Source organism: Clostridium sp. BSD2780061688st1 H5, assembly GCF_005845155.1.
GTDB classification, from domain to species: Bacteria; Bacillota; Clostridia; order Lachnospirales; family Lachnospiraceae; genus Claveliimonas; species Claveliimonas intestinigallinarum.
Genome location: NZ_SPGT01000002.1, coordinates 65,062 through 84,968, shown reverse-complemented (window position 1 = coordinate 84,968; position 19,907 = coordinate 65,062). Strand labels below are relative to the sequence as shown.

The 19,907-nt window shown below is 55.8% G+C and carries 21 protein-coding genes; 8 read left to right on the top strand and 13 right to left on the bottom strand.

Annotated elements, in window-relative coordinates:
* Window positions 1-116: 116 nt before the first annotated feature.
* Genes FGQ86_RS01745 through yedF form a run of 5 tightly spaced genes read right to left on the bottom strand, consistent with a single transcriptional unit; the run spans window position 117 to window position 6,089 of the window.
* Window positions 117-1,025, bottom strand: a complete 909-nt coding sequence (locus FGQ86_RS01745) for a selenium metabolism-associated LysR family transcriptional regulator (protein WP_138302819.1) — start codon at window positions 1,023-1,025, stop codon at window positions 117-119.
* Window positions 1,025-2,938, bottom strand: a complete 1,914-nt coding sequence (selB, locus tag FGQ86_RS01740) for a selenocysteine-specific translation elongation factor (RefSeq protein ID WP_033124757.1) — start codon at window positions 2,936-2,938, stop codon at window positions 1,025-1,027. The genes FGQ86_RS01745 and selB overlap by 1 nt, the downstream gene beginning before the upstream one ends.
* A complete protein-coding gene (selA, locus tag FGQ86_RS01735) occupies window positions 2,935-4,350 on the bottom strand; it encodes an L-seryl-tRNA(Sec) selenium transferase (protein ID WP_138302818.1) in 1,416 nt (471 codons plus the stop codon). Before selA ends, selB begins: the two co-directional genes overlap by 4 nt.
* Before the next feature lie 59 nt (window positions 4,351-4,409).
* Window positions 4,410-5,450, bottom strand: a complete 1,041-nt coding sequence (selD, locus tag FGQ86_RS01730; RefSeq protein WP_081957945.1) for a selenide, water dikinase SelD — start codon at window positions 5,448-5,450, stop codon at window positions 4,410-4,412.
* 30 nt (window positions 5,451-5,480) lie between these two features.
* On the bottom strand, window positions 5,481-6,089 hold the full coding sequence (gene yedF, locus FGQ86_RS01725; RefSeq protein WP_033124754.1) for a sulfurtransferase-like selenium metabolism protein YedF: 609 nt from the start codon (window positions 6,087-6,089) through the stop codon (window positions 5,481-5,483).
* A 211-nt stretch (window positions 6,090-6,300) separates the two neighbouring features.
* Here yedF and FGQ86_RS01720 point away from each other — a divergent pair, with 211 nt between their 5' ends.
* The 3 genes from FGQ86_RS01720 to nagB all read left to right on the top strand — a co-directional run bounded on the left by FGQ86_RS01720 (window position 6,301) and on the right by nagB (window position 8,667).
* The gene (locus FGQ86_RS01720) at window positions 6,301-7,158 is read left to right on the top strand and encodes a class I SAM-dependent methyltransferase (RefSeq protein WP_138302817.1); all 858 of its coding nucleotides are present in this window, start codon (window positions 6,301-6,303) and stop codon (window positions 7,156-7,158) included.
* Between the two features lie 110 nt (window positions 7,159-7,268).
* On the top strand, window positions 7,269-7,874 hold the full coding sequence (locus FGQ86_RS01715; RefSeq protein WP_243127119.1) for a carbohydrate-binding family 9-like protein: 606 nt from the start codon (window positions 7,269-7,271) through the stop codon (window positions 7,872-7,874).
* 55 nt (window positions 7,875-7,929) lie between these two features.
* Window positions 7,930-8,667 carry a glucosamine-6-phosphate deaminase gene (gene nagB / locus FGQ86_RS01710; RefSeq protein ID WP_033124751.1) on the top strand — a complete coding sequence of 246 codons (738 nt, stop codon included), beginning with the start codon at window positions 7,930-7,932 and terminating at the stop codon, window positions 8,665-8,667.
* 130 nt (window positions 8,668-8,797) lie between these two features.
* On the opposite strand, the gene FGQ86_RS01705 is transcribed toward nagB, so the two are convergent.
* Genes FGQ86_RS01705 through FGQ86_RS01700 form a run of 3 tightly spaced genes read right to left on the bottom strand, consistent with a single transcriptional unit; the run spans window position 8,798 to window position 9,928 of the window.
* Window positions 8,798-9,487: an HAD family phosphatase gene (locus tag FGQ86_RS01705; protein ID WP_138302816.1), complete on the bottom strand. Its 690-nt coding sequence runs from the start codon at window positions 9,485-9,487 to the stop codon at window positions 8,798-8,800.
* Window positions 9,487-9,648, bottom strand: a complete 162-nt coding sequence (locus FGQ86_RS16180; RefSeq protein WP_171031491.1) for a hypothetical protein — start codon at window positions 9,646-9,648, stop codon at window positions 9,487-9,489. Before FGQ86_RS16180 ends, FGQ86_RS01705 begins: the two co-directional genes overlap by 1 nt.
* 19 nt (window positions 9,649-9,667) lie before the next feature.
* On the bottom strand, window positions 9,668-9,928 hold the full coding sequence (locus FGQ86_RS01700) for a hypothetical protein (protein WP_138302815.1): 261 nt from the start codon (window positions 9,926-9,928) through the stop codon (window positions 9,668-9,670).
* Window positions 9,929-10,191: 263 nt separating this feature from the next.
* Here FGQ86_RS01700 and FGQ86_RS01695 point away from each other — a divergent pair, with 263 nt between their 5' ends.
* From FGQ86_RS01695 to FGQ86_RS01685, 3 genes are all read left to right on the top strand, one after another.
* Window positions 10,192-10,860, top strand: coding sequence for a DUF6198 family protein (locus tag FGQ86_RS01695; protein WP_138302814.1), 669 nt, complete (start codon window positions 10,192-10,194; stop codon window positions 10,858-10,860).
* A 135-nt stretch (window positions 10,861-10,995) separates the two neighbouring features.
* A complete protein-coding gene (locus FGQ86_RS01690) occupies window positions 10,996-12,012 on the top strand; it encodes a YARHG domain-containing protein (protein WP_138302813.1) in 1,017 nt (338 codons plus the stop codon).
* Between the two features lie 324 nt (window positions 12,013-12,336).
* The gene (locus tag FGQ86_RS01685; protein ID WP_033124746.1) at window positions 12,337-12,798 is read left to right on the top strand and encodes an Hsp20/alpha crystallin family protein; all 462 of its coding nucleotides are present in this window, start codon (window positions 12,337-12,339) and stop codon (window positions 12,796-12,798) included.
* Between the two features lie 166 nt (window positions 12,799-12,964).
* On the opposite strand, the gene FGQ86_RS01680 is transcribed toward FGQ86_RS01685, so the two are convergent.
* The 3 genes from FGQ86_RS01680 to FGQ86_RS01670 all read right to left on the bottom strand — a co-directional run bounded on the left by FGQ86_RS01680 (window position 12,965) and on the right by FGQ86_RS01670 (window position 15,489).
* Window positions 12,965-13,387 carry a sugar transporter gene (locus FGQ86_RS01680; RefSeq protein WP_033124745.1) on the bottom strand — a complete coding sequence of 141 codons (423 nt, stop codon included), beginning with the start codon at window positions 13,385-13,387 and terminating at the stop codon, window positions 12,965-12,967.
* Between the two features lie 97 nt (window positions 13,388-13,484).
* A complete protein-coding gene (locus FGQ86_RS01675) occupies window positions 13,485-14,999 on the bottom strand; it encodes a PH domain-containing protein (RefSeq protein ID WP_171031490.1) in 1,515 nt (504 codons plus the stop codon).
* A complete protein-coding gene (locus FGQ86_RS01670; protein WP_033124743.1) occupies window positions 14,986-15,489 on the bottom strand; it encodes a PH domain-containing protein in 504 nt (167 codons plus the stop codon). Before FGQ86_RS01670 ends, FGQ86_RS01675 begins: the two co-directional genes overlap by 14 nt.
* A gap of 163 nt (window positions 15,490-15,652) precedes the next feature.
* Here FGQ86_RS01670 and FGQ86_RS01665 point away from each other — a divergent pair, with 163 nt between their 5' ends.
* A complete protein-coding gene (locus tag FGQ86_RS01665; protein WP_138302811.1) occupies window positions 15,653-16,366 on the top strand; it encodes a response regulator transcription factor in 714 nt (237 codons plus the stop codon).
* Window positions 16,338-17,972 (top strand): HAMP domain-containing sensor histidine kinase, encoded by a 1,635-nt coding sequence (locus FGQ86_RS01660; RefSeq protein ID WP_138302810.1) that lies wholly within the window; start codon window positions 16,338-16,340, stop codon window positions 17,970-17,972. The genes FGQ86_RS01665 and FGQ86_RS01660 overlap by 29 nt, the downstream gene beginning before the upstream one ends.
* A 20-nt stretch (window positions 17,973-17,992) precedes the next feature.
* Here the strand turns inward: FGQ86_RS01660 and FGQ86_RS01655 are convergent, their stop codons facing one another.
* Together FGQ86_RS01655 and FGQ86_RS01650 are read right to left on the bottom strand one after the other, a co-directional pair.
* Complete coding sequence (locus FGQ86_RS01655; protein WP_138302809.1) at window positions 17,993-19,051, bottom strand: carbohydrate kinase family protein; 1,059 nt, start codon at window positions 19,049-19,051, stop codon at window positions 17,993-17,995.
* Between the two features lie 8 nt (window positions 19,052-19,059).
* A complete protein-coding gene (locus FGQ86_RS01650) occupies window positions 19,060-19,893 on the bottom strand; it encodes a class II fructose-bisphosphate aldolase (RefSeq protein WP_138302808.1) in 834 nt (277 codons plus the stop codon).
* Window positions 19,894-19,907 lie beyond the last annotated feature (14 nt).

Genomic DNA, 19,907 nt, shown 5'->3' with positions numbered 1-19,907 from the left:
TAGATTTTATTCATTTGCTTTTTCTATAAATTACACAGAGCCACTGTCCCAACATCATGCCCCTTAAAAAAACGCCCTGTGGCCTTCCACAGAGCGCTTCCGTTTGGTATTTCCGCCTATTTTTCGATGCGATAGATCTCCTTCACAGTCTTGATAAACCGCTGCGCCGACTTGGACAGGGGATGATTTTTGTTGTACACAAGGTTCAGATCCCTTCCCTCGTCCGCCTCTGGGATGGGGAACTCCAGCATGCGGCCGCTCTCCACCTCGTTCTTGGCGGCCAGCCGGGACAGGATGGAGACGCCCATGCCCTGGATGACTGATCTCTTGATAGTCTCCTGGTTGGCGATGCTGGCGATGATATGAAGCCGCTCTGACCGGATGCCCAGGTGCCGGAGCTGCTTTTCCGCCTCCTTGCGGGTGCCTGAGCCCTCCTCCCGCATGATGACGCTCTCCTCCTGTATCCAGTAGATATCGCTTCCCAGCTGTTTGTACTCCCGGTATTTTTCCGTGTTCGGCGTGATGACCACGAGCTGATCCTTGTAGAAGGGAATATACTTGCAGAATTTTTTCTCCAGCACAGTGCCGGTAAAGCCGATATCCACCGAGCCCTCCGCCACCTGCTCCGCCACCTGGCTGCTGTCCGACTCCAGGATCCGGAGCTGCTCGCCGGGATGCTTGGCGTTAAATTTGGCCAGGATGTCAGGGAGAAGGTACTGCGCAGGGATGGTAGAGGCCGCGATAGTCACACATTTCTGCTCCTCCTCGTCGTGTCTGCCGAACTCTTCCTTTATCTTTTCCGTCAGATCCAGGATCTGGCGGGCGTAGGTGTACAGCTTCTGTCCCTCGGGGGAGAGCGCCACCTCCTTTGTGTTTCGCACAAAAACCCTTGTATCCAGTTCTTTTTCCAGAGAGGCAATGTGGGCGCTGATGGTGGGCTGCGTCAGAAACAGCTTTTTTGCCGCTTTTGAGAAGCTGCCGGACTGAGCCACCTCCACAAATGCCTCCAATTGTTTTAAATTCATCAGTATGCTACCCTTTCACTTTCCGCCCCTGTTTTTCTTGTGACCTTGACCGTGTCCATATACTCCAGAATGGGCTTGGCGCTCTTTCTGCTTGTATGGAACATGTCCCGGACCTGGGCGATGGTTATCACAGGCTCCTCCTTCAGCTTTTCGCGTATCTTCTCTTTCGCCTGCTCCATGTAGGATGACAGAGTGTACATCTCCTCTGTCACCTTCACGATCTGCTTTTCCTCCAGAAGGATGTTCAGGATATCATCCTCCACCTCCTGGCTCACTCCCTTCACAGGGATCTCCCCGTACCGGACAAAATCAAACCCGGCCTTCTCCATAGCCCCCAGAAGGGTCTCTGACACCTGCTGGTAGGTGGCGTCCTTACACACTTCGTAATCCGGCGTGCTGAGGAACTCGTCCACCCTCTTTATAGCCTGCTCCTCCTCCAGACGGCTGATAAAGGAGTCAAATACATTGGGCTTCAGCTTCGGGAAAAACGCTGTGTGGATCTGGGCCTTCTTCATGCCGTAGCGGTAGGGATATTTTGCCTCATAGCCTGCAAGCTCCTCCAGGATCCGCTCTCTGGCCCGGGCGGCAGCCTGCCTGTGCCACACGTAGGTGTCCTTTCTCATGGGGAACGTAAGAACTGTCCCCTCCTTCTTAAGCTCCTCCACATCCCGGGCGATCTCCTCCGGGGCAAGGGCTGTCAATTTGGCCAGCTCTGACAGAGTGATCATAGTCTCTCCGTGAGACCGGACATGCATCTCCACCACGTCCGCTGTGGAGCCTGACTCCTTCCGCTCCAGATCCTCGATGACCTGCTGCTGGAAGCGCCTGTGTACTGAGGGATTGGGCTCCAGGATCACGCCGCCTCCGATGGTCTCCATAGGCGAGTAAAACCGCACCACAAACTTGTCCCCCTTCTTCACGGCAAGCTCCTCCTCCAGGCGAAGCTGCACGTAGCCGCTCTCTCCCGGTCCGATCTCCTCCTTGTCCAGGAGCACCGCACGGCAGAGGATCTCGCTCGTGCCGGTGAAGAGGTGGAGCCTTGTGTGGTTGGTCAGCACCCGCATGGAGGAGTCCAGGATCCGCATCTTCACATCCAAAAGATCCGTGTTCTTCATACTGTCAGGCGGCGCCAGGACACAGCCTCTCCTGATCTCCCTCTTTTTGATATTGGACAGATTGATTGCCACCCTCTGTCCCGCATAGCACTTGTCCACGTCCTCGCCGTGAACCTGTATGCTGCGGATCTTGCTGGTCTTCCCGATGGGGTACATCTCCAGCGTGTCTTCCTTTGTGATCGTGCCGCTGAGCAGGGTTCCTGTGATGATGGTGCCAAAACCGGAGAGGGAGAAAGCCCTGTCAATGGGCAGACGGGGGATCGTGGAGGTGTCCTTTTCCTCCACCTCTTCCTCCGACATTCTCTGGATCACCTCCACCAGATGGGGAAGGCCCTCTCCCGTGGCTGCGGACACCCGCACCACCGGCGCCTTCTCCAGGAAGGTTCCTGCCAGCTCCTCTTTAATCTCTTCCTCCACAAGCTCCAGCCAGTCCTCCTCCACCAGGTCGCATTTGTTCAGGACGATGATACTCTTCTCAATACCCAGCAGATTCAGGATGTCCATGTGCTCCCGGGTCTGGGGCATGATGCCCTCATCCGCAGCCACCACAAGGAGAACCAGATCCATGCCCACCACGCCGGCCACCATGTTGTTGATGAACTTCTCATGTCCCGGCACGTCAATGATACCCGCCCGGTCTCCACCCGGCAGATCAAACCAGGTAAATCCAAGGTCAATGGTGATCCCCCGGCGCTGCTCCTCCTCCCACCGGTCTGTGTTTCTCCCGGTGAGGGCTTTTATGAGTGTGGTCTTGCCGTGGTCGATGTGGCCCGCTGTTCCGATGATAATATGCTTCACTGTTCCGGCACCTCCAGTTCCTCAAGCTCGCCAAGCTCCCGGGCTGCCAGGGCTGCGTCCTCCGCTGTCACGGTCCGCATATCCATGAGGATCGTATCATTGACCACTCTGGGGATGATGGGCACCGGCAGGCGGCGCATCCGCTCCTCCAGCTCAGGCACAGTGACGCTCTCAGGGGAGATGGACACGCCCCAGCTCTCCAGCCTCTCCAGGGGCAGAGAGCCGCCGCCGATCTGGGACTGGCAGGGGACCACCTGGATCTTCGCGGCCAGGTGCAGCCGTCTTAGCTTCCTGGCAAAGGAGTCCGCCGCCTTTTTCACCTCACCGGCAGGCTGGGTGATCATCCGAAGGACCGGCACATTGCGGACGGCCTTCTCCTCTGACAGATACTCATGGAGCACCAGCTCCAGGGCCGCGGCTGTAAATTTGTCGATCCGCAGCGCCCTGGTGAGCTGATTTTTCTTCATCATATCGATATATTTCTTCTTTCCCACGATGATGCCGGCCTGGGGGCCTCCCAGAAGCTTGTCCCCGCTGAAGCTGACCACGTCCGCCCCCTTTGCTATGGAGCTTTGCACCGTGGGCTCGTATGTAAGCCCGTATCTGGAAAGATCGATGAGCACGCCGCTGCCCAGATCCTCGATGACAGGGATATCCTTCTCCCTGGCCAGGGGGATCAGCTCATCGATCTCCACGGTCTCTGTAAATCCAACGATCCGGTAGTTGCTCGTGTGGACCTTGAGGAGAGCCCTGGTTTCCTCTGTCACCGCCTCCTCGTAGTCGGCCAGATGGGTCTTGTTGGTGGTCCCCACCTCCACCAGAGTGGCGCCGCTTTGCTCCATCACATCGGGAATACGGAATTTTCCTCCGATCTCCACCAGCTCACCCCTGGAGACTACCACCTCTCCGCCCCTGGCAAGAGAGCTCAGGATCAGCATGACCGCCGCCGCGTTGTTGTTGACGGCCATAGCCGCCTCAGCCCCCGTCAGGCGGCACAGAAGCTGCTCAAAGTGGGAGTACCTCTCCCCTCTTCTTCCCGCCTCCAGATTGTATTCCAGGTTGGAGTACCCGCTCACAAGGTCCGCGGCCTTCTTTAAGTGCTCCCCGGAAATGGGGGCCCGGCCCAGGTTTGTGTGCAGGACCGTGCCAGTGCCGTTGATCACCTTTCTCATATTGGGCGTGTTGATAGCTCTGACCCGGTCTTCAATATCCTTTTTGAGGCTCTCTGTCTTCTGCCGGGCCTCCTCCTCATCCTGGCAGGCCCCGATAAAGGCCCGCAGGGCATCTGTCTCAGACCGGATCGCCTCCATGACGGTCTCCCGGCTGTAGGCTTCGACCAGCCCCTGTATCTCCTCATCCGCCAGCAGAACATCCACCTTGGGTATGCTGCGGTATAACTTGCTTTTATCCATATTCCCTTCCTCGCATCCTGTTGGATCGGATCACTGGATCCTACCCTTAAATCTGACCATCAGGACAGGACGATCAGCTTATCGCTCTTCGGTCCCACCTTCCCGATCACGGATACCTTTGTATCCATATGCGCATGCTCAAAGTCGCGCATCACATTTTCCAGATCCTCCGGCGCCACAGACAGGAGCAGGCCGCCCGATGTCTGCGGGTCATACAGAAGATCCAGATAGTGCTCCTCCACGCCCCCGGTCTCCACCTTCTTTATGGAGTATCCTCTGTTCTTATATGCCCCGGCGGGCACAAGCCCCATCTTGGCATAGTCTATGGCATCCTCCATGTAGGCGATGTCGTGGACGCGAAGCTCAAATGTCACCTCACTGGCCTCGGCCATCTCCACACAGTGGCCCAGAAGCCCAAAGCCCGTAATGTCCGTGCAGGCAGATACATTGTACCTCTCTGCCACTTTTTTTGCCTTCTTGTTCAGAGACGCCATCACAGTCTGGGTCTCCCGTATAGCGGAGGGAGACGCCATCTCGGCCTTCACAGCCGTGTTGACGATACCGCTTCCGATCTGTTTGGTGAGCACCAGCACATCCCCCGGCCTGCAGCCGTAATTTTTAAAGATCTTCTGGGGATGCACGAAGCCGGACACACACAGGCCGTACTTGGGCTCGTCGTCCTGGACAGAGTGTCCGCCCACAAGGACAGCCCCGGCCTCCTTCACCTTGTCCGCTCCCCCTGCCAGTATGTCGCCCAGGATGGCTGGGTCAAGGCAGTTGGGAAATCCCACGATATTTAAGGCCACCGCGGGCTCGCCGCCCATGGCCCACACATCGCTTAGGGAGTTGGCCGCCGCGATCTGTCCGAACATGTAGGGGTCGTCCACAATCGGCGTGAAGAAGTCCACGGTCTGGATCATGGCTATATCGTCTGTCACCTTATAGATAGCTGCGTCGTCGGACGTCTCTATACCGACGATCAGGTTGTCGTCTTGAAATTTCGGCAGCTTGCTCAGAACCTGAGCAAGGGTCTCCGGACCTATTTTGGCCGCTCAGCCCGCTGTCTTGCTGAGCGTGGTCAGTCTGACATCTGATTTCATAATAAAATATCCTCCTTTAGCCTGCCTCCCTTATGGGCGCAGGATCTTGGCAGCGCCGGCCATCGTCTCCACGATGCTGTACATATTTGTGACAGATCCGACTGCCAGCTTCTCCTTCAGGCCATAGTAGTCAAGGCATGTGCCGCATGTCTGGATCTCAACGCCCTGCGCCTCCAGGGATTTCAGATCCTCAAGACAGTCTGATCCCTCGCAGGTGAGCGTGGCGCCGCCGTTATAGAATAACATGGTTTTGGGCAGCTCCTCAAGCTGTGTCACCGCGAAAATGAAGCTTTTTGCCAGAACCTTACCCAGCTCATCGTTTCCTGAGCCCATCCGGTCGGATGACATGACGACGATCATGTTGCCCCTCGCGTCCGGGATGCAGGCTGTGTCATCGGCTGCGTCCGCTGCCGCCGGAGCTCCCTCCATCTGGATTGTCACCTTGTACTCGCCCTCTCCCAGCTTCTCGGAGGTCACCTTGCCGCCGCTTGAGGAAGCCATCTTTGTCACATTCTGTACAGAAATCTCATTGTCTACCAGAACCTCGATGGTCTCCGGGCCTGTCAGGGCCTGCATAGCCTTCTTTGTCTTGATGACCGGTACCGGACACTTGTCTCCCATTGCATTTACTGTGATCATACTGTATTCCACCTTTCTTTTGCGGGTCCACGCCCACTTATAGAAACATTCTATCACTGATAGTGCAAAAGGTAAAGGTCATACACGTAATATTCCACAAATTTCAGAAACATATTCCCGTTGGAATTGAAGGCTTGTCCAAGGTATGCTATAATTCTCCGCGCAACGTATTATTAATGTATGATCAAACAAGAAGCGAGGTTGAAAATATATGTGGATTGCTGACAACTGGAAGGATTACGAGGTGCTGGACTGCAGCCAGGGAGAAAAGCTGGAGCGCTGGGGCGACTATCTCCTCATCCGGCCGGATCCCCAGGTCATCTGGGACACTCCGAAGACACTGAAGGGCTGGAGAAAGTGCAACGCGCACTACCACCGCAGCAAGAAGGGCGGCGGCGAGTGGGAGTTCTTTGACCTTCCATCCCAGTGGACCATCCACTACAAGGAGCTGACCTTCAATTTGAAGCCCTTCAGCTTCAAGCACACAGGGCTCTTCCCGGAGCAGGCCGCCAACTGGGACTGGTTTTCTGAAAAGATCCGGCAGGCGGGCCGCCCTATCAAGGTGCTGAACCTTTTCGCCTACACAGGAGGAGCCACCCTGGCCGCAGCCGCGGCGGGCGCCTCGGTGACCCACGTGGACGCCTCCAAGGGCATGGTCACCTGGGCCAAGGAGAACGCTGTCTCCTCCGGGCTGAAGGATGCCCCCATACGCTGGCTGGTGGACGACTGCACCAAGTTCGTGGGGCGGGAGATCCGCAGGGGCAATCACTACGATGCCATCATCATGGACCCGCCCTCCTACGGCAGAGGGCCCAAGGGGGAGATCTGGAAGATCGAGGAGTCCATCCACCCCTTTATCAAGCTGTGCACAAAGGTTCTGTCAGACAAGCCCCTCTTTTTCCTGGTAAACTCCTACACCACAGGGCTGGCCCCGGCGGTGCTCACCTACATGCTGAGCACGGAGCTGAAGTCCTTCGGCGGACATGTAGAGTCCCAGGAGATTGCCCTCCCCGTGACGGCCTCCGGTCTCTTTCTCCCCTGCGGCGCTTCCGGCAGATGGGAGGCTTAGGTTCCGGGTCTTCGGGGATGCTATAGCACAATAAACTGTTTTTTTTGCACTTTCATATTTTTCTTTTTTAAGCTGTTGTTTTTCTCTCCTTTGTCTGCTACATTGGAACCATGATGAATGTAAAGATATTAAAGGACAAAGAAGAACTGAATACAGTCGCCCCCTGTGAGATCACTCACCTTTTGTGGGGCACATCCTCCATTCCCCGCACCTACTTCTATATCGGGTTCGTGCCGGGGGATGGATTTTATGTGCGCATGGTATGCGAGGAGAGAAACCCCAGAAGGACCTTTCAGTCCTACCTGGACCCGGTCTATCGGGACAGCGCCATGGAGGCCTTCCTGCTGTTTTCCAGGAAGGACGATGCCCCCGGTACATACCTGAATTTTGAGATCAACGCAAACGGCGCTCTTCTGGCCGCATACGGCCCCTCCCGGATCTACCGGTCCTATTTTTCCAAAGAGGAGGCGGCCAAGTTCCAGGTCCGGGCCACGATCGGGGAAGACAGCTGGAGCGCCCACTTCCGCATCCCCCTGACCGTGCTGGAGCGCGTGTACGGTCCCCTGGAGCTGAAGGCAGGAAGCACCTTTTTCTGCAATTTTTACAAGATCTCAGAGTCGGCGGACATCGAACACTACGCCGCCTACGCCCCCATCACATCTCCGGTGCCCTCCTTCCACATGCCGGAGTATTTTACGGAGGCTGTTCTTGTCTGAAAGATTGATTTCACATCCATAGAAAAGAAAATATGTTTTGAGGAGGTTTATCCAAATGAAAATCTACAAAGCTACCGACTACCGCGACATGAGCCGCAAGGCGGCAAATATCATTTCCGCTCAGATCATCATGAAGCCAGACTGCGTGCTGGGACTTGCCACAGGGTCCACTCCCATCGGCACATACGAGCAGCTGGTGGACTGGTACAAAAAGGGGGATCTCGACTTCTCCGCAGTCACCACCGTAAATCTGGACGAGTACAAGGGACTCTCCAAGGATAACGATCAGAGCTACTACTATTTCATGCACCACAATCTTTTCGACCACGTAAACATTCTTCCGGAAAACACCCATCTTCCGGACGGCACAGAGCCTGACAGCGACAAGGAGTGCGCCCGCTACGAGAGGCTGATCCAGTCTCTGGGCGGCGTGGACCTGCAGCTCCTCGGCCTGGGCCACAACGGGCACATCGGCTTCAACGAGCCAGGAGAGGCCTTCGAGAAGGAGACCCACTGCGTGGATCTCCAGGAGAGCACCATCGAGGCAAACAAGCGCTTCTTCGCCTCCGCCGACGATGTTCCCCGTCAGGCCTACACAATGGGCATCAAGACCATCATGCAGGCCAGGAAGATTCTTGTAGTCGTAAACGGAGAGGGAAAAGCGGATATCGTAAGGGACGCCTTCTTTGGTCCGGTCACTCCCGCGGTTCCGGCTTCCATCCTTCAGATGCACAACGATGTGACTCTGGTAGCTGACGAGGCCGCTCTCTCAAAAATGCCAAAGCTGAAATAAAAAGGCAGACCGGACCGGTTCACGGTCCTCTGGCAAACAGAAAAAGCATGGACAGGAAGTATCTCTTCTGCTGCCCATGCTTTTCTTTTGTCCCATTTTGTCTTATTTTGTCTCGCTTTTTCCCGCTCTTTCAGGCCTTCGCCTGCGGCTTCAGTCCTTCCAGGATCCCTATCACTTCCGTCAGGTCCTGGCACACCCGGAAAGCCAGTCTCTTTAGCTCCTCATCCGGCTGCACCAGATCCGGCACCATGACTGCCGCCATGCCGGCGGCGGATGCGGACCGGATGCCGTTGGGGGAGTCCTCCAGAGCCATGCTCCGCTCCGGCGCTGTGTCCAAAAGGCTGCAGGCCTTCCGGTAGATCTCCGGGTCGGGCTTGGCGTTCTCCACCATATCGCCGAACATAAATCCGTCGAAAAAGGAGTAGATCCCACCCCGCTTCAGCATGTAGGTGGAGTGCTCCCTCCTGGAGGAGGTGGCCACCGCCATTCTGTATCCGTTCTCCTTTCCATAGGAGAGGAGCTCCCGGACTCCCGTCTTCAGGGGCACGCCCTCTGTCTCCTCGATCTGCCTGTAATACCTTCTCGTCCTCTCGGCGAATTCCTCCATGGGAAAGTCCGGGCCAAAGACCCTGTGAAAAAATTCCGTCCTGCTCTTCAGGTTCATGCCCAGAGTGTGGTAGATCTGCTCTCCCACCTGTCCTGCTCCCAGCTCCTCTCCGGCCATGTTCCAGGTTCGCTGCACAACTCGTTCTGAGTCAAACAGAAGTCCGTCCATGTCAAACACCAGGGCTTCTATACTCCCCGGCCTTTCGGCGCCCATCAGAATTCAATCCCCTGTCCCAGGGCATCCTTCAGATAGCTGGTGACATCCTCCAGCTTCTGGATCATCTCCTGCTTCTCCTCCCAGGCTTCCCCTTTCATTTCCTTGTTCACAAGTGCGTTTTTTACGTGTTTCAGTTCACGGATCAGTTCTTCTGTCATAACAGCGTCTCTCCTTCGCTCATCGTTTTTCCCGGGACGGAAGACCGTTGTCAGCCAGTCCCATTTCCCGCTTCAGCGGTTCATCGGGGATATCCTTTGCCTCGTCCACTCTCCTCCAGAAATGGGTGAGGGCAAAGGCTGTCCGGCTTCCAAAACGGAGTCTTCCGATCTCTCCGTTCATCCCAAGGCTTCTTGTACCAAGCCAGTATTCTGTGAGCATCCAGCACACCGCAACCAGCGCTGCCGCAAAAAGAATGATCAAAAGAATTTCTCTCGTCATAGCTTCCGCCTCCCTTCTTGTCTTTACTATAATTGTAGTTCCTTTTTCTGTATTAGTCAATTATTTATCTGATAATTATTGTTTTTATTTTCGTTTATTACACTCTTTCCTCCGCCACACTGATCCGCACCGCATATTTTGCACCGGCATATTGCAGGATACAGTTTTGTCTGAAAGTGTTATAATAGAGACGTCGGCAAAAGTGCGGCTTTGGCTGACAGACATCCAGGCGCCCGTCAGCGGCGCTGTATTTTCAGAAAGGAATGACAACATTGAACAGACTAACTATCTACATTCTGAAGCGCTATCTGCTCCTTCTTGCAGGCCTGGCCATCATGGCCTTCGGCGTGGCCTTCTCCATCAAAGCGAGCCTTGGCACTTCTCCCATATCAAGCGTACCCTATGTGGTCAGCCTTTTCTCTCCCCTGACTGTGGGGACAGCCACCATCGTCATGCACTGCTTCTTTATCCTCCTGCAGATCCTGATCCTGCGGAGGAACTATCATCCCATCCAGCTCATGCAGCTCCCGGTGGCCTTTTTCTTCGGCTATCTGACGGACTTCGGCGTGTGGGCCGTGCAGGGCATCTCCTGCCATACATACTGGCAGCAGTGGATCGTCTGCCTCATCGGTATCCTGCTGGTGGCTGCCGGCGTCAGCCTGGAGGTGAAGGCCGGCGTGGTAGTGCTGGCCGGAGAAGGGGTGGTGCTGGCCATCTGCAAGGCAATCCCCTCGCTCAAATTCGGCTACATGAAGGTGGGCTTTGACGTGACTCTCGTCATCATCGCCTGCATCTTATCCATCAGCTTTACCGGCCGCCTTCAGGGCGTCCGGGAGGGAACCGTGGCCGCGGCCGTCATGGTGGGTCTCATCGCCAGGCAGTTCGGCAAGGTGCTGGCCAGATGGAAGCTGGAGGATGAGCAGAGCGCGTAAAGCACTGACCGGGACGGGGACGGGCAGGCTGTGTAAAGGTTTTTATGGACGGATCTTAGCGCAAAATGTATAATCAAAGTATCTTTACCAGGAGACTGTAAATCAAGAAAAATCTATGAAAGGACGGACACTGACATGAAATGCCCTTACTGCGGTCAAGAGACCCCCGACGACTCCACCTTCTGCGCTGAGTGCGGCGAAAGGCTGGACGACATGCCCCTGGATCCCTCCCTCGATTTTCCGGAGAACCCGGAGGAACAAAAACCCCAGGGAAAGAAAAAAATGCCCCTGCTGATAGCGGCCGCCGCGGCGGTGCTTGTGCTCGCCATAGCCGGAGCGGTATTTTTCTTCACACGCACTCCCAGGGACAGCTCCTCCAAAGGCGGCCAGACTGCAAAGACAGAGGATGCCGCGGAAAATGACACGGAAGCTGAGGACGGGGCTGACCCGGAGACAGAGGAGAAGCCAGATCCCTCTGACGCGGATTTCAACCTGACTACCGGAGGCCAGCTCCGCCTGGAGGGGTATGTCAGGAGCGCAGCGGGGAACCAGAAGCTCCTCCGCTGGGATGACGGGCTTTCCTTTTACGGGAGAAATTCGGATGGGACGGAGATCCTTCTGGAGGATATAGACAGGGCCTCCATCGATGACTCCCTGCTCCCGGAGGGCATGCTGGATGAGCTCAGCTCCAACCAGAAGATCCGGGTTGACGGGCAGCTGTACATTGACAGCAATGAGCTGTACATCATGCCCTATGAGATTTCCGACAGGGACGGGAAGGATCTGATCACAGCTTACGAGAAGAGTCAGATGGGATCCGAAGACGACTCTGTCTCCTCTTCTATTTCTGCCAGCGGCGGTTACATTCTTCCACAGAGCAGCACCCGGCTTCTCACGGAAAAGGACTTAAGCGGCCTGTCCCTGAAGGAGATCAACTATGCCAAGAATGAGATTTACGCGCGCCACGGACGGATGTTCCATTCCCGTGAGCTTCAGGATTATTTCAACGGCCAGAGCTGGTACAGCGGGACTGTCTCCCCGGAGGACTTCAGCGAGTCTGTCCTGTCCGATGTGGAGAAGCAGAACGCGCAGTTCCTCTCCAGCGCGGAGTTCTCCATGGATCCGAGCGGCTACCAGCTTGATGCAAACTGAGGCAAAAGGCACAACTCTCCTGCCAGTAGATTGCCTGCCGCGCCATATGAGGGGTAAAATGGGCACAGGAGGTGTAAACAGATGTACCTTTGCAAAAAAGGTCAAAAATTTGGTCAAAAATTTTTTAAAAAAATTAGCACTCATCTCTTGACAGTGCTAGTAATAAGTGTTATAGTACAACTAGAACAAAGGAAAGGGGTTCAAAAAGGAGCAGCGCTCCGGAAGAACAGAACGTCTCCGATGTTCAGGGAACACAACACCTCGGATTTCTCCGACAGTGCTAACAACTTACAACATATGATCTTTTGAAAGGAGATATGACTTATGATGATGCCTAGTATTTTTGGAGAAAACTTATTTGATGACTGGATGGACTTCCCATTCGACGATGATTTTGACAAATACTTCTTTGGAAAGAAGAACCCGTTATATGGAAAACATGCTAAAAATATGATGAAGACCGATGTAAAGGAGACCGATGACACCTATGAGGTAGACATTGACCTGCCTGGATTTAAGAAGGACGAGATCAATGCCAAGCTGGAGAACGGATACCTTACCATCTCCGCTGCCAAGGGCCTTGACAAGGACGAGAAGGATAAGAAAGGCAAATACATCCGCAAGGAGCGTTACGCAGGTGCCATGAGCAGAAGCTTCTATGTGGGCGAGGGCGTAACTCAGGATGAGATCAAAGCCAAATATGAGGACGGTATCCTGAAGCTGACTGTTCCGAAGAAGGACGCAAAGGCTGTTGAAAAAAATGACTACATTGCCATTGAAGGATAATTTTCCGGAGGATCATTTCCCCGGAAATGGAATGGGCGGTTCCCGAAAGGGAGCCGCCTTTTTATATGTCTTATTTATCATTCCATAGCAACAAAAAACAATTCGGATATGCGGGCCTGCGGCAGATCATTTCACCCCATTTTTCTCTGCCGGCTTTCTGGCTGGATTAGATAGGAAGCTCCAGATAGATATCCTTTCCTTCCTTGATAGAGATTACAACCTTACCGCTCTTGATGGTCGTAACTGCTCCCTGCACGCTGGCAGCTGCCTCCACTGCCGGTGCTGCTGACGTCTCTTCAGCTGTCTCCTCCTGCGGCGTTTCTTCCTCGCCGTTGTCATCCTTGTATCCTTCCACATTGTCAGGTGTAAGAGGACATAAGGAGTCGCTTGTCTTGGTCAGCTTTGCGCCAAGTACCTGTTTGATCTTCAGGCAGCCGTCCAGAGACAGCAGTCCGGAGTCAACCAGCTCATCAAAAATGGCAGGATCTTCAAGGTTTGCGGCCTCAATGGTGATCCCTGCCTCCGCCCTGCAGCAAAGCACTGCTGGATCATTTTCATGCTGTTTTGCGGTTTCCGCTGTAATTGACATTTCCATTACCTCCTAATGTTTTTTCTATCTCTAAGTATAGTAATTTCGGAGCATAATTGCCAATTGATTTTGAAAATACACTTATAGATGAAATCTATTAATCTTCGGTCCCTCCGCACATCTTCTCCCTCATCTGATCCGCCCGCCGGACATCAAAATAGGGGAGCCCGTGGGCCATGTTCTCTGCCCCCGCCAGAAGGTGGAGTGTCCCCTTGCATATGCCGCAGGCCCGGGCGATGAAATTCTGCTCCAGGGTCACGTACTGCACATTCGCATACCGCACCGCCACCACTCTGCGCCCAAAGCAACCTGAGACGGCCTTGACAAATCCATCGCTCATGACAAGACCGGATGTGAGATAGCGCAGAGCCAGGACAGCCGGACCCGCCGCCGCGAGGAGGATAAGGCCTGCTGCCGCCGCCACATGGTACAGCTGCATGTACGCCGCCGGAATATAGTCCGGCATCCACAGGAGAGCCAGCGCTCCTGCCGCTGCCACACATCCCTCATACAGGAAGAGGGGACAGAGCCAGGCAGCCCAGGCGGAACGGGGCTGCCTTTGCACCTGCCGGGCCGCGATAGCAGCAAACTCCGGCAAAATGACCCGCAGCCTCTCATATACCTCCTTCTCCGAACTGTAGAGAATGAGAAAGGAGTTTTTCTCCGCCTTGTCGTCCCCCATGCCCACATTCACGATCTCCACCATATATTTCCCAAGAAGGCGGGCGATCAGCGTCTGGCGGAGCTTCAGCGCCTGTATCATATCCACGGGAATGGTGTACTCCACCTTCTTCAGCACACCGTATCGGATACAGATCCGGTTCTGCTGCCGCTTCACGCGGAAATCCAGATACCGCACAAAGTCTTTCACAATGTCCCACACGGCGGACAGGATGATGGCGATGGCTGCCAGAAGGCTCACCGCGGACCGAAGGAGGGAGTCCAGGGCGTTCTCCTGCCCCAGCGCCTCCGCCGCCATAACCACAGCGCCCACAAGGCCCAGGATCACGACTACGATGGACAGTACGCTCATGGAGCAGACGCCGTGGCGGATAATGTCCCCGGAGCCGGCCCGGAAGTCGTAGGTCTCCTCCTGGACTTCCCGCGGCGCAGCTGCCGCATCCTCCCCTCTCAGGAGTGACTCCACTTTGTCCTTAAAGGCCTCCGCCTTCGCCTTTTTCAGGACAATGGTCACATCTGTGCTGTTGGCGGTGGAGAGGCTCCCTGTGTCCATCTTGACCTTGCAGGTGCCCATGAGCATCTCAAAGAGGTTCTGCTCCAGGTTAATGTTGGAGATATTTTTAATGCCGATGACATGTTCCGAGCCGTTGACCGTGCGCTTCTCAATGACAATGGCCTGATCCTGGATGGAGATCCATGTTTTCGACCAGGTCCACCAGGTCTTTCCGATGCTGACAAGCAGAAGGCCGAGACAGATGAGAAGGTACAAAAGGGCCCTTCTGTCCGCCAGAAGAGAGCCGCCCACATCCAGCAGCTCGTCCGCGTTCTGTATAAAGATGCCCGCCAGGACTGCCAGAAGGGCGTAGGTTCCGGCCCCCACTCGCTCCGCTACCACGGACACATGATTTCTGAACTTTTTATTTTCTTCCATGGCCCATCTCCCGCCTCTCTTCTCTCTGCTCTGCCACGATCTCATTGATCCGCTTCTTAAGAGCTTCCGCGATCCTCTCCGCCCGTTCTGTGTCCAGGAAAGCGATGGTCACGTCCCCTCCCGCTGTGGTGACGATCACCTTCGCCACCCCGAAGGCCCGGTCCAGGGGGCCGATCCGCATTTCCAGCTTGTGAAGCCTCTCAATGGGTACGATATGCCTTTTCACGAAGAGGTAGCCCTCCTGTATGTCAATGCACTCCTCATTGATGCCATAGCGGTAACGATAAAAGCGGAACCAGGGGCTGACACACACATCGAACAGGATCAGGAGGGCCGCCCCAAAAGAGAGCCATTTCCCGATGACAATATCCTTTGGGAACACCCAGAAGTAATCCACGGCCCCTATGATTGCCAGCAGGATGACGCCTGTGACCGCCCCCGCCGCGTACATGCAGCGCAGGGCATTTTTTGACAGCCTCTCATATACCATGTTCATTTCCTCCTCTGTATCGTCTTTGTTGTTTTATACTATCACAATAATACAAGCAGGTCAATCCATTCTCATTTCTTAAAAAAAATGTTAGAATTATGAAGAAAAAAACTCATATCCATCTGCTATACTGCATTTGAAAACAAAAACGGAGGGGATTTTGATGGAACAATACAGCATTTTAGTAGTGGACGATGACCGGGAGATCGTCCGCTCTCTGGGCAAGCTCCTGGAGCTGGAGGGCTACCGGGTGCTGACGGCCTTTAACGGCATGGAGGCTCTGGACCGGCTGGAGACTGACACGGTCCACCTGATCCTCCTGGACGTGATGATGCCGCAGCTTAACGGGCTCTCCGCCCTCATGCGCATCCGCCGGAAGCACAACATCCCTGTCATCATCCTGTCCGCCAAGACGGAGGAGAGCGACAAGGTCTCCGGCCTCACCATGGGCGCTGACGACTATGTGACAAAGCCCTACAACACGGCGGAGCTGATGGCCCGGGTGCGGTCCCAGCTGAGAAGATATTTTTCTCTGGGAGCGGCTCCGGCAGGTGAGGGGAGCGGCTCCGGCAATGTGCTGAAAAACGGCGGTCTCCTGCTGGACCGGAACACAAAACAGCTCACCGTGGACGGGGAGCCGGTCCGGCTGACAGCCACAGAGTACAAGATCCTGGAGCTTCTCATGGAGCACCCTGGCTACGTCTTCTCGGCAGAGCAGATCTACAGCCGGGTGTGGCAGGAGGACGCCTACGCCGGTGAGAAGACGGTGATGGTCCATATACGCAGGATACGGGAGAAGATCGAGATCACTCCGAAAAATCCAAAATATTTAAAGGTGGTGTGGGGAATTGGCTACAAGATTGAAAAATATGATTAAATCCGCAGCAGAAAAACTGAGATCTGTACCCCTCTGGGCGAAAGCCGCCTTCGGGCTCTGGCTGCTTGGCGGCGCTGTGGCCGCATTTGCGGCGTACAGGTTTATTTACCAGCGCAATTTTTACATCAGGTGGTACAGCGTCTCCTACTCGTCCCCCATCTGGGAGACGTACGCCCTGGGCCTTGGACTCCTGGCGGGGGCTGCGCTGGCCGCCTATCTCTACCTGCACTTTTTCCGCTCCAGGGCAGACGGCTGGAAAAAGCTGAAGGTGCGGGTTCTGGACCAGCTCAGCGCTGAGCTTTTGCTGGCCGCAGCTGTCCTCACAGGATTTCTGTGGGTGGGTGAGCTAAGGTCTGTGATCTTTCAGTCCGAGTCCCTGGCAGGCTTTTTCGTCTTTTACGGTCTGGAGAGCCTGACGCTTGGCTGCGCGCTCCTCTTCTTCCCCCTGGCCCTCCTCTTTCTCGGCTGCCTCATCCTGCTGATCCGGCGCCGTCTCCTTGGCATCTGGGGGGACACCTCCTTCACATGCAGGCTGTACCGGAGGTGGAAGAGCTCCACTCCCTTTGAGAAGCAGCTGCGCACAAAATATCTTCTGTCCTTCTTCCTGGTGGCAGGAGGCATCCTCCTTGGCATCTTCTGCTTCTTTCTGCTCTCCACCTGGTACGGGGCAAACGAGCTGACCATCCTGGGCATCGCCGGCGGGCTTCTGGCCTTTCTGGCCGCCGCCCGGACCTTTGAGAACAACCGGCTCTACGCAGATCTTGGGCAGCTCCTCGGGCAGATAAGGGCCATGGCAGACGGGGACCTGTCTGTCCGCACCTCCCTGGGTGCCAGGTCGGACCTGTATCCCGCCTCCTGCCAGCTGGAAGAGATCAGCGAAAGCCTGCAGACCATCCTGGATAAGCAGATGCGGGCGGAGCGGATGAAGATCGACCTTATCACCAATGTATCCCACGACCTGAAGACTCCTCTGACCTCCATGATCGGGTATGTGGATCTCTTAAAGCAGGAGCCCCTAAGCGACGCGGCAAAGGACTACGTGGATGTGCTGTCCTCCCGGATGGAGAGCTTAAAAGACATGATCCAGGACATCTTTGACCTGTCCAAATCCACCAGCGGCACCGCAGAGCTCCACCTGGAGACACTGGACATGAAAAAGCTGCTGGAGCAGACGCTGGGGGACATGGAGGACGCCATAAAGAGCAGCGGCATGGTCATCCGTGAAGCCCTGCCGGAGATGCCCCTCAAGTTCACAGGGGACGGCAAAAAGATGTACCGGGTGCTCCAGAACCTGATCGGAAACGCCCTGAAATACTCCCTTGCCGGAACCCGCATCTACATCATCGCCGAGCGGCGGGCCTCCCAGGTCCAGGTCACCATCAAGAACACCGCCGCCTACGAGATGGATTTTACCTCGGAGGAGATCATGGAGCGGTTCGCCAGGGGAGACAAGTCCAGGAACACGGAGGGACACGGCCTGGGCCTCGCCATAGCGGAGAGCTTTGTAAAAAACATGAAAGGCGGGCTGCAGGTCACCGTGGACGGCGACCAGTTCCAGGTACAGCTCACCTTTCCTGTTGTGGAGGAGACAAGGGTGATGGCGTGATCAGCACCATTTCCTCCACCCTACAGCTTCTCCCATCCTTCATTTATCCTGCGCTCCAGCTCCTCAAAGGAGCGAAGACCGCCAAGAGCGTCGTAGGCCTCCACGCAGCTGGCCCCTGTGGCCGCTGCCAGATGGAGGCTTTCTTCTATGGAGCGCCCCTCCATCCGGGCTTTCAGGAACGCCGCGATGCTGGTGTCCCCGGCGCCCGTCCCGGAGAGCACTCTATCCGGTTTATAGCTTCTCTCAAATATCTCTTTTTTCCCGTCTGTAAAATACATGCCCGGCGCGCCGCATTTGATCAGGAGGCTGGAAGCCCCCATGTCAAGGACTCTCTTTGCCAGCGGCCGGATGTCCTCCTCCACGCTGATGACAGAGGTCACATCCCCGCCTGCTGCCCGGGTCATCCACTCCTCATAGCGGGGTCTGTCCGCCATAAAGCAGATCTCCTCCGCGCTGGGGACAAAGTAGTCCACATAGGGGAGCACTTTTTCCAGGATTTTCCCCCAGTCCGCCTTCCCTGCGTCTGAGTCAGGGTCCACAGCCGCCATGTCAAGGGAGGTGGTAAGGCCTGCCTCCTTCACCCGGCGGAAGATCCCCGCCAGCTCCTCCCCCTCGTTCTCGTACATGTGCCGCATGATGGGGGGATAGCCGAAGTGGAAGAAATCGGCCTGTGCAATTTTTTCAAAATCCAGGTCCTTTGCCCGGAAGGTGTCGTTGGCCCCCGGGTTGTGGAGGAAGATACGGTCCGTCCCGGGGGGAGCGATGACCACGGAGTAGGAGGTGCTGCTGTCCGCGGACACCAGCATGCCTCCCTCCGCTCCGTATTTTCTCAGACGGTCCAGGACGATCTGTCCGAACTCGTCGTCCCCCACCTTTCCCATGAGCTCCGCGTCCGCCCCCAGCACCTTAAGCGCCAGCCCCGTGTTGGCCACGGCGCCGCCGGTGCTGATGTTCACGTCCTTCATCTGAACCAGCTTTCCTGGAGTCAGGACGCTGGCGAGAGGCTGCGTCTTCCCGGAGGCAAAGACCGGGGTGATGTCCAGGCAGATGTGCCCCGCTACAATGATCTTCCCCGCCATAGACTCACCTACCCTCTGCCTGCGCTTCCGAAGATACGCATTTTCTTCATGGTCTCCTGCTTCACTGCCTCTGTGATCTGATTCTGGATGTCTGTCAGGCCGCAGCCCTGGCTGTAATTGTCGTGGGCTGCCTTTGCGGCCGCGCAGTTGATGTCTGTAAAGATATTGATCTTGCTGATGCCGTTTGCCACACAGTTTTTAAAATCCTCGTCAGAGAGCCCGCTGCCGCCGTGAAGGACCAGCGGGACGGGGACGGTTTCGGCAATCTGGGCCAGACGCCCGATATCCAGCTTCGGCTTCTCCTTGTAGGCGCCGTGGGCCGTGCCGATGGCCACCGCCAGGGCGTCCACCCCGGTGCGCAGGGCAAAATCCCTGGCCTGGTCCGGCTCTGTGTAGATGCTGTCATCCCCGGCGCTCTCGTCGTTGGCGCCCACATGTCCCAGCTCTCCCTCCACGGAGGCGCCGAACATGCCTGCAATTTTCACCATCTGGGTCACCCGGGCGATGTTGTTCTCATAGGTGTCCGTGGAGCAGTCGTACATGATGGAGGAAAAACCCAGCCGCAGGGCCTCCACGATCTTTGTGTCCGTCAGCCCGTGGTCAAAGTGGAGCACCACCGGAACAGACGCCTTCTTTGCCATGGGGACAAGGAAATAGGCCAGCTCCTCCAGGCTGGCGTAGGGAAGGAGCACCTCGGCCGTGCCGATGATAACCGGGCTTTTCAGCTCCTCCGCCGCCCCCAGGACGCCCTTTGCCATCTCCAGGCTGACGGTGTTAAAAAGTCCCACACCGTATTTTTTCTCCCGGGCGTCCTTTAGTACTTCTCTCAGTGTAACAAGCATTTCTCTTCTACCTC

Coding starts and splice junctions, on each gene's coding strand:
- FGQ86_RS01655 (WP_138302809.1), bottom strand. CDS start 19,051: ATGGCGGGGAAGATCATTGTAGCGGGGCACATCTGCCTGGACATCACC.
- FGQ86_RS01690 (WP_138302813.1), top strand. CDS start 10,996: ATGAAATGCCCTTACTGCGGTCAAGAGACCCCCGACGACTCCACCTTC.
- FGQ86_RS01685 (WP_033124746.1), top strand. CDS start 12,337: ATGATGATGCCTAGTATTTTTGGAGAAAACTTATTTGATGACTGGATG.
- FGQ86_RS01720 (WP_138302817.1), top strand. CDS start 6,301: ATGTGGATTGCTGACAACTGGAAGGATTACGAGGTGCTGGACTGCAGC.
- yedF (WP_033124754.1), bottom strand. CDS start 6,089: ATGATCACAGTAAATGCAATGGGAGACAAGTGTCCGGTACCGGTCATC.
- nagB (WP_033124751.1), top strand. CDS start 7,930: ATGAAAATCTACAAAGCTACCGACTACCGCGACATGAGCCGCAAGGCG.
- FGQ86_RS01715 (WP_243127119.1), top strand. CDS start 7,269: ATGATGAATGTAAAGATATTAAAGGACAAAGAAGAACTGAATACAGTC.
- FGQ86_RS01705 (WP_138302816.1), bottom strand. CDS start 9,487: ATGGGCGCCGAAAGGCCGGGGAGTATAGAAGCCCTGGTGTTTGACATG.
- FGQ86_RS01675 (WP_171031490.1), bottom strand. CDS start 14,999: ATGGAAGAAAATAAAAAGTTCAGAAATCATGTGTCCGTGGTAGCGGAG.
- FGQ86_RS01700 (WP_138302815.1), bottom strand. CDS start 9,928: ATGACGAGAGAAATTCTTTTGATCATTCTTTTTGCGGCAGCGCTGGTT.
- FGQ86_RS01665 (WP_138302811.1), top strand. CDS start 15,653: ATGGAACAATACAGCATTTTAGTAGTGGACGATGACCGGGAGATCGTC.
- FGQ86_RS01695 (WP_138302814.1), top strand. CDS start 10,192: ATGACAACATTGAACAGACTAACTATCTACATTCTGAAGCGCTATCTG.
- selA (WP_138302818.1), bottom strand. CDS start 4,350: ATGGATAAAAGCAAGTTATACCGCAGCATACCCAAGGTGGATGTTCTG.
- FGQ86_RS01680 (WP_033124745.1), bottom strand. CDS start 13,387: ATGTCAATTACAGCGGAAACCGCAAAACAGCATGAAAATGATCCAGCA.
- FGQ86_RS16180 (WP_171031491.1), bottom strand. CDS start 9,648: ATGACAGAAGAACTGATCCGTGAACTGAAACACGTAAAAAACGCACTT.
- FGQ86_RS01650 (WP_138302808.1), bottom strand. CDS start 19,893: ATGCTTGTTACACTGAGAGAAGTACTAAAGGACGCCCGGGAGAAAAAA.
- FGQ86_RS01670 (WP_033124743.1), bottom strand. CDS start 15,489: ATGGTATATGAGAGGCTGTCAAAAAATGCCCTGCGCTGCATGTACGCG.
- FGQ86_RS01745 (WP_138302819.1), bottom strand. CDS start 1,025: ATGAATTTAAAACAATTGGAGGCATTTGTGGAGGTGGCTCAGTCCGGC.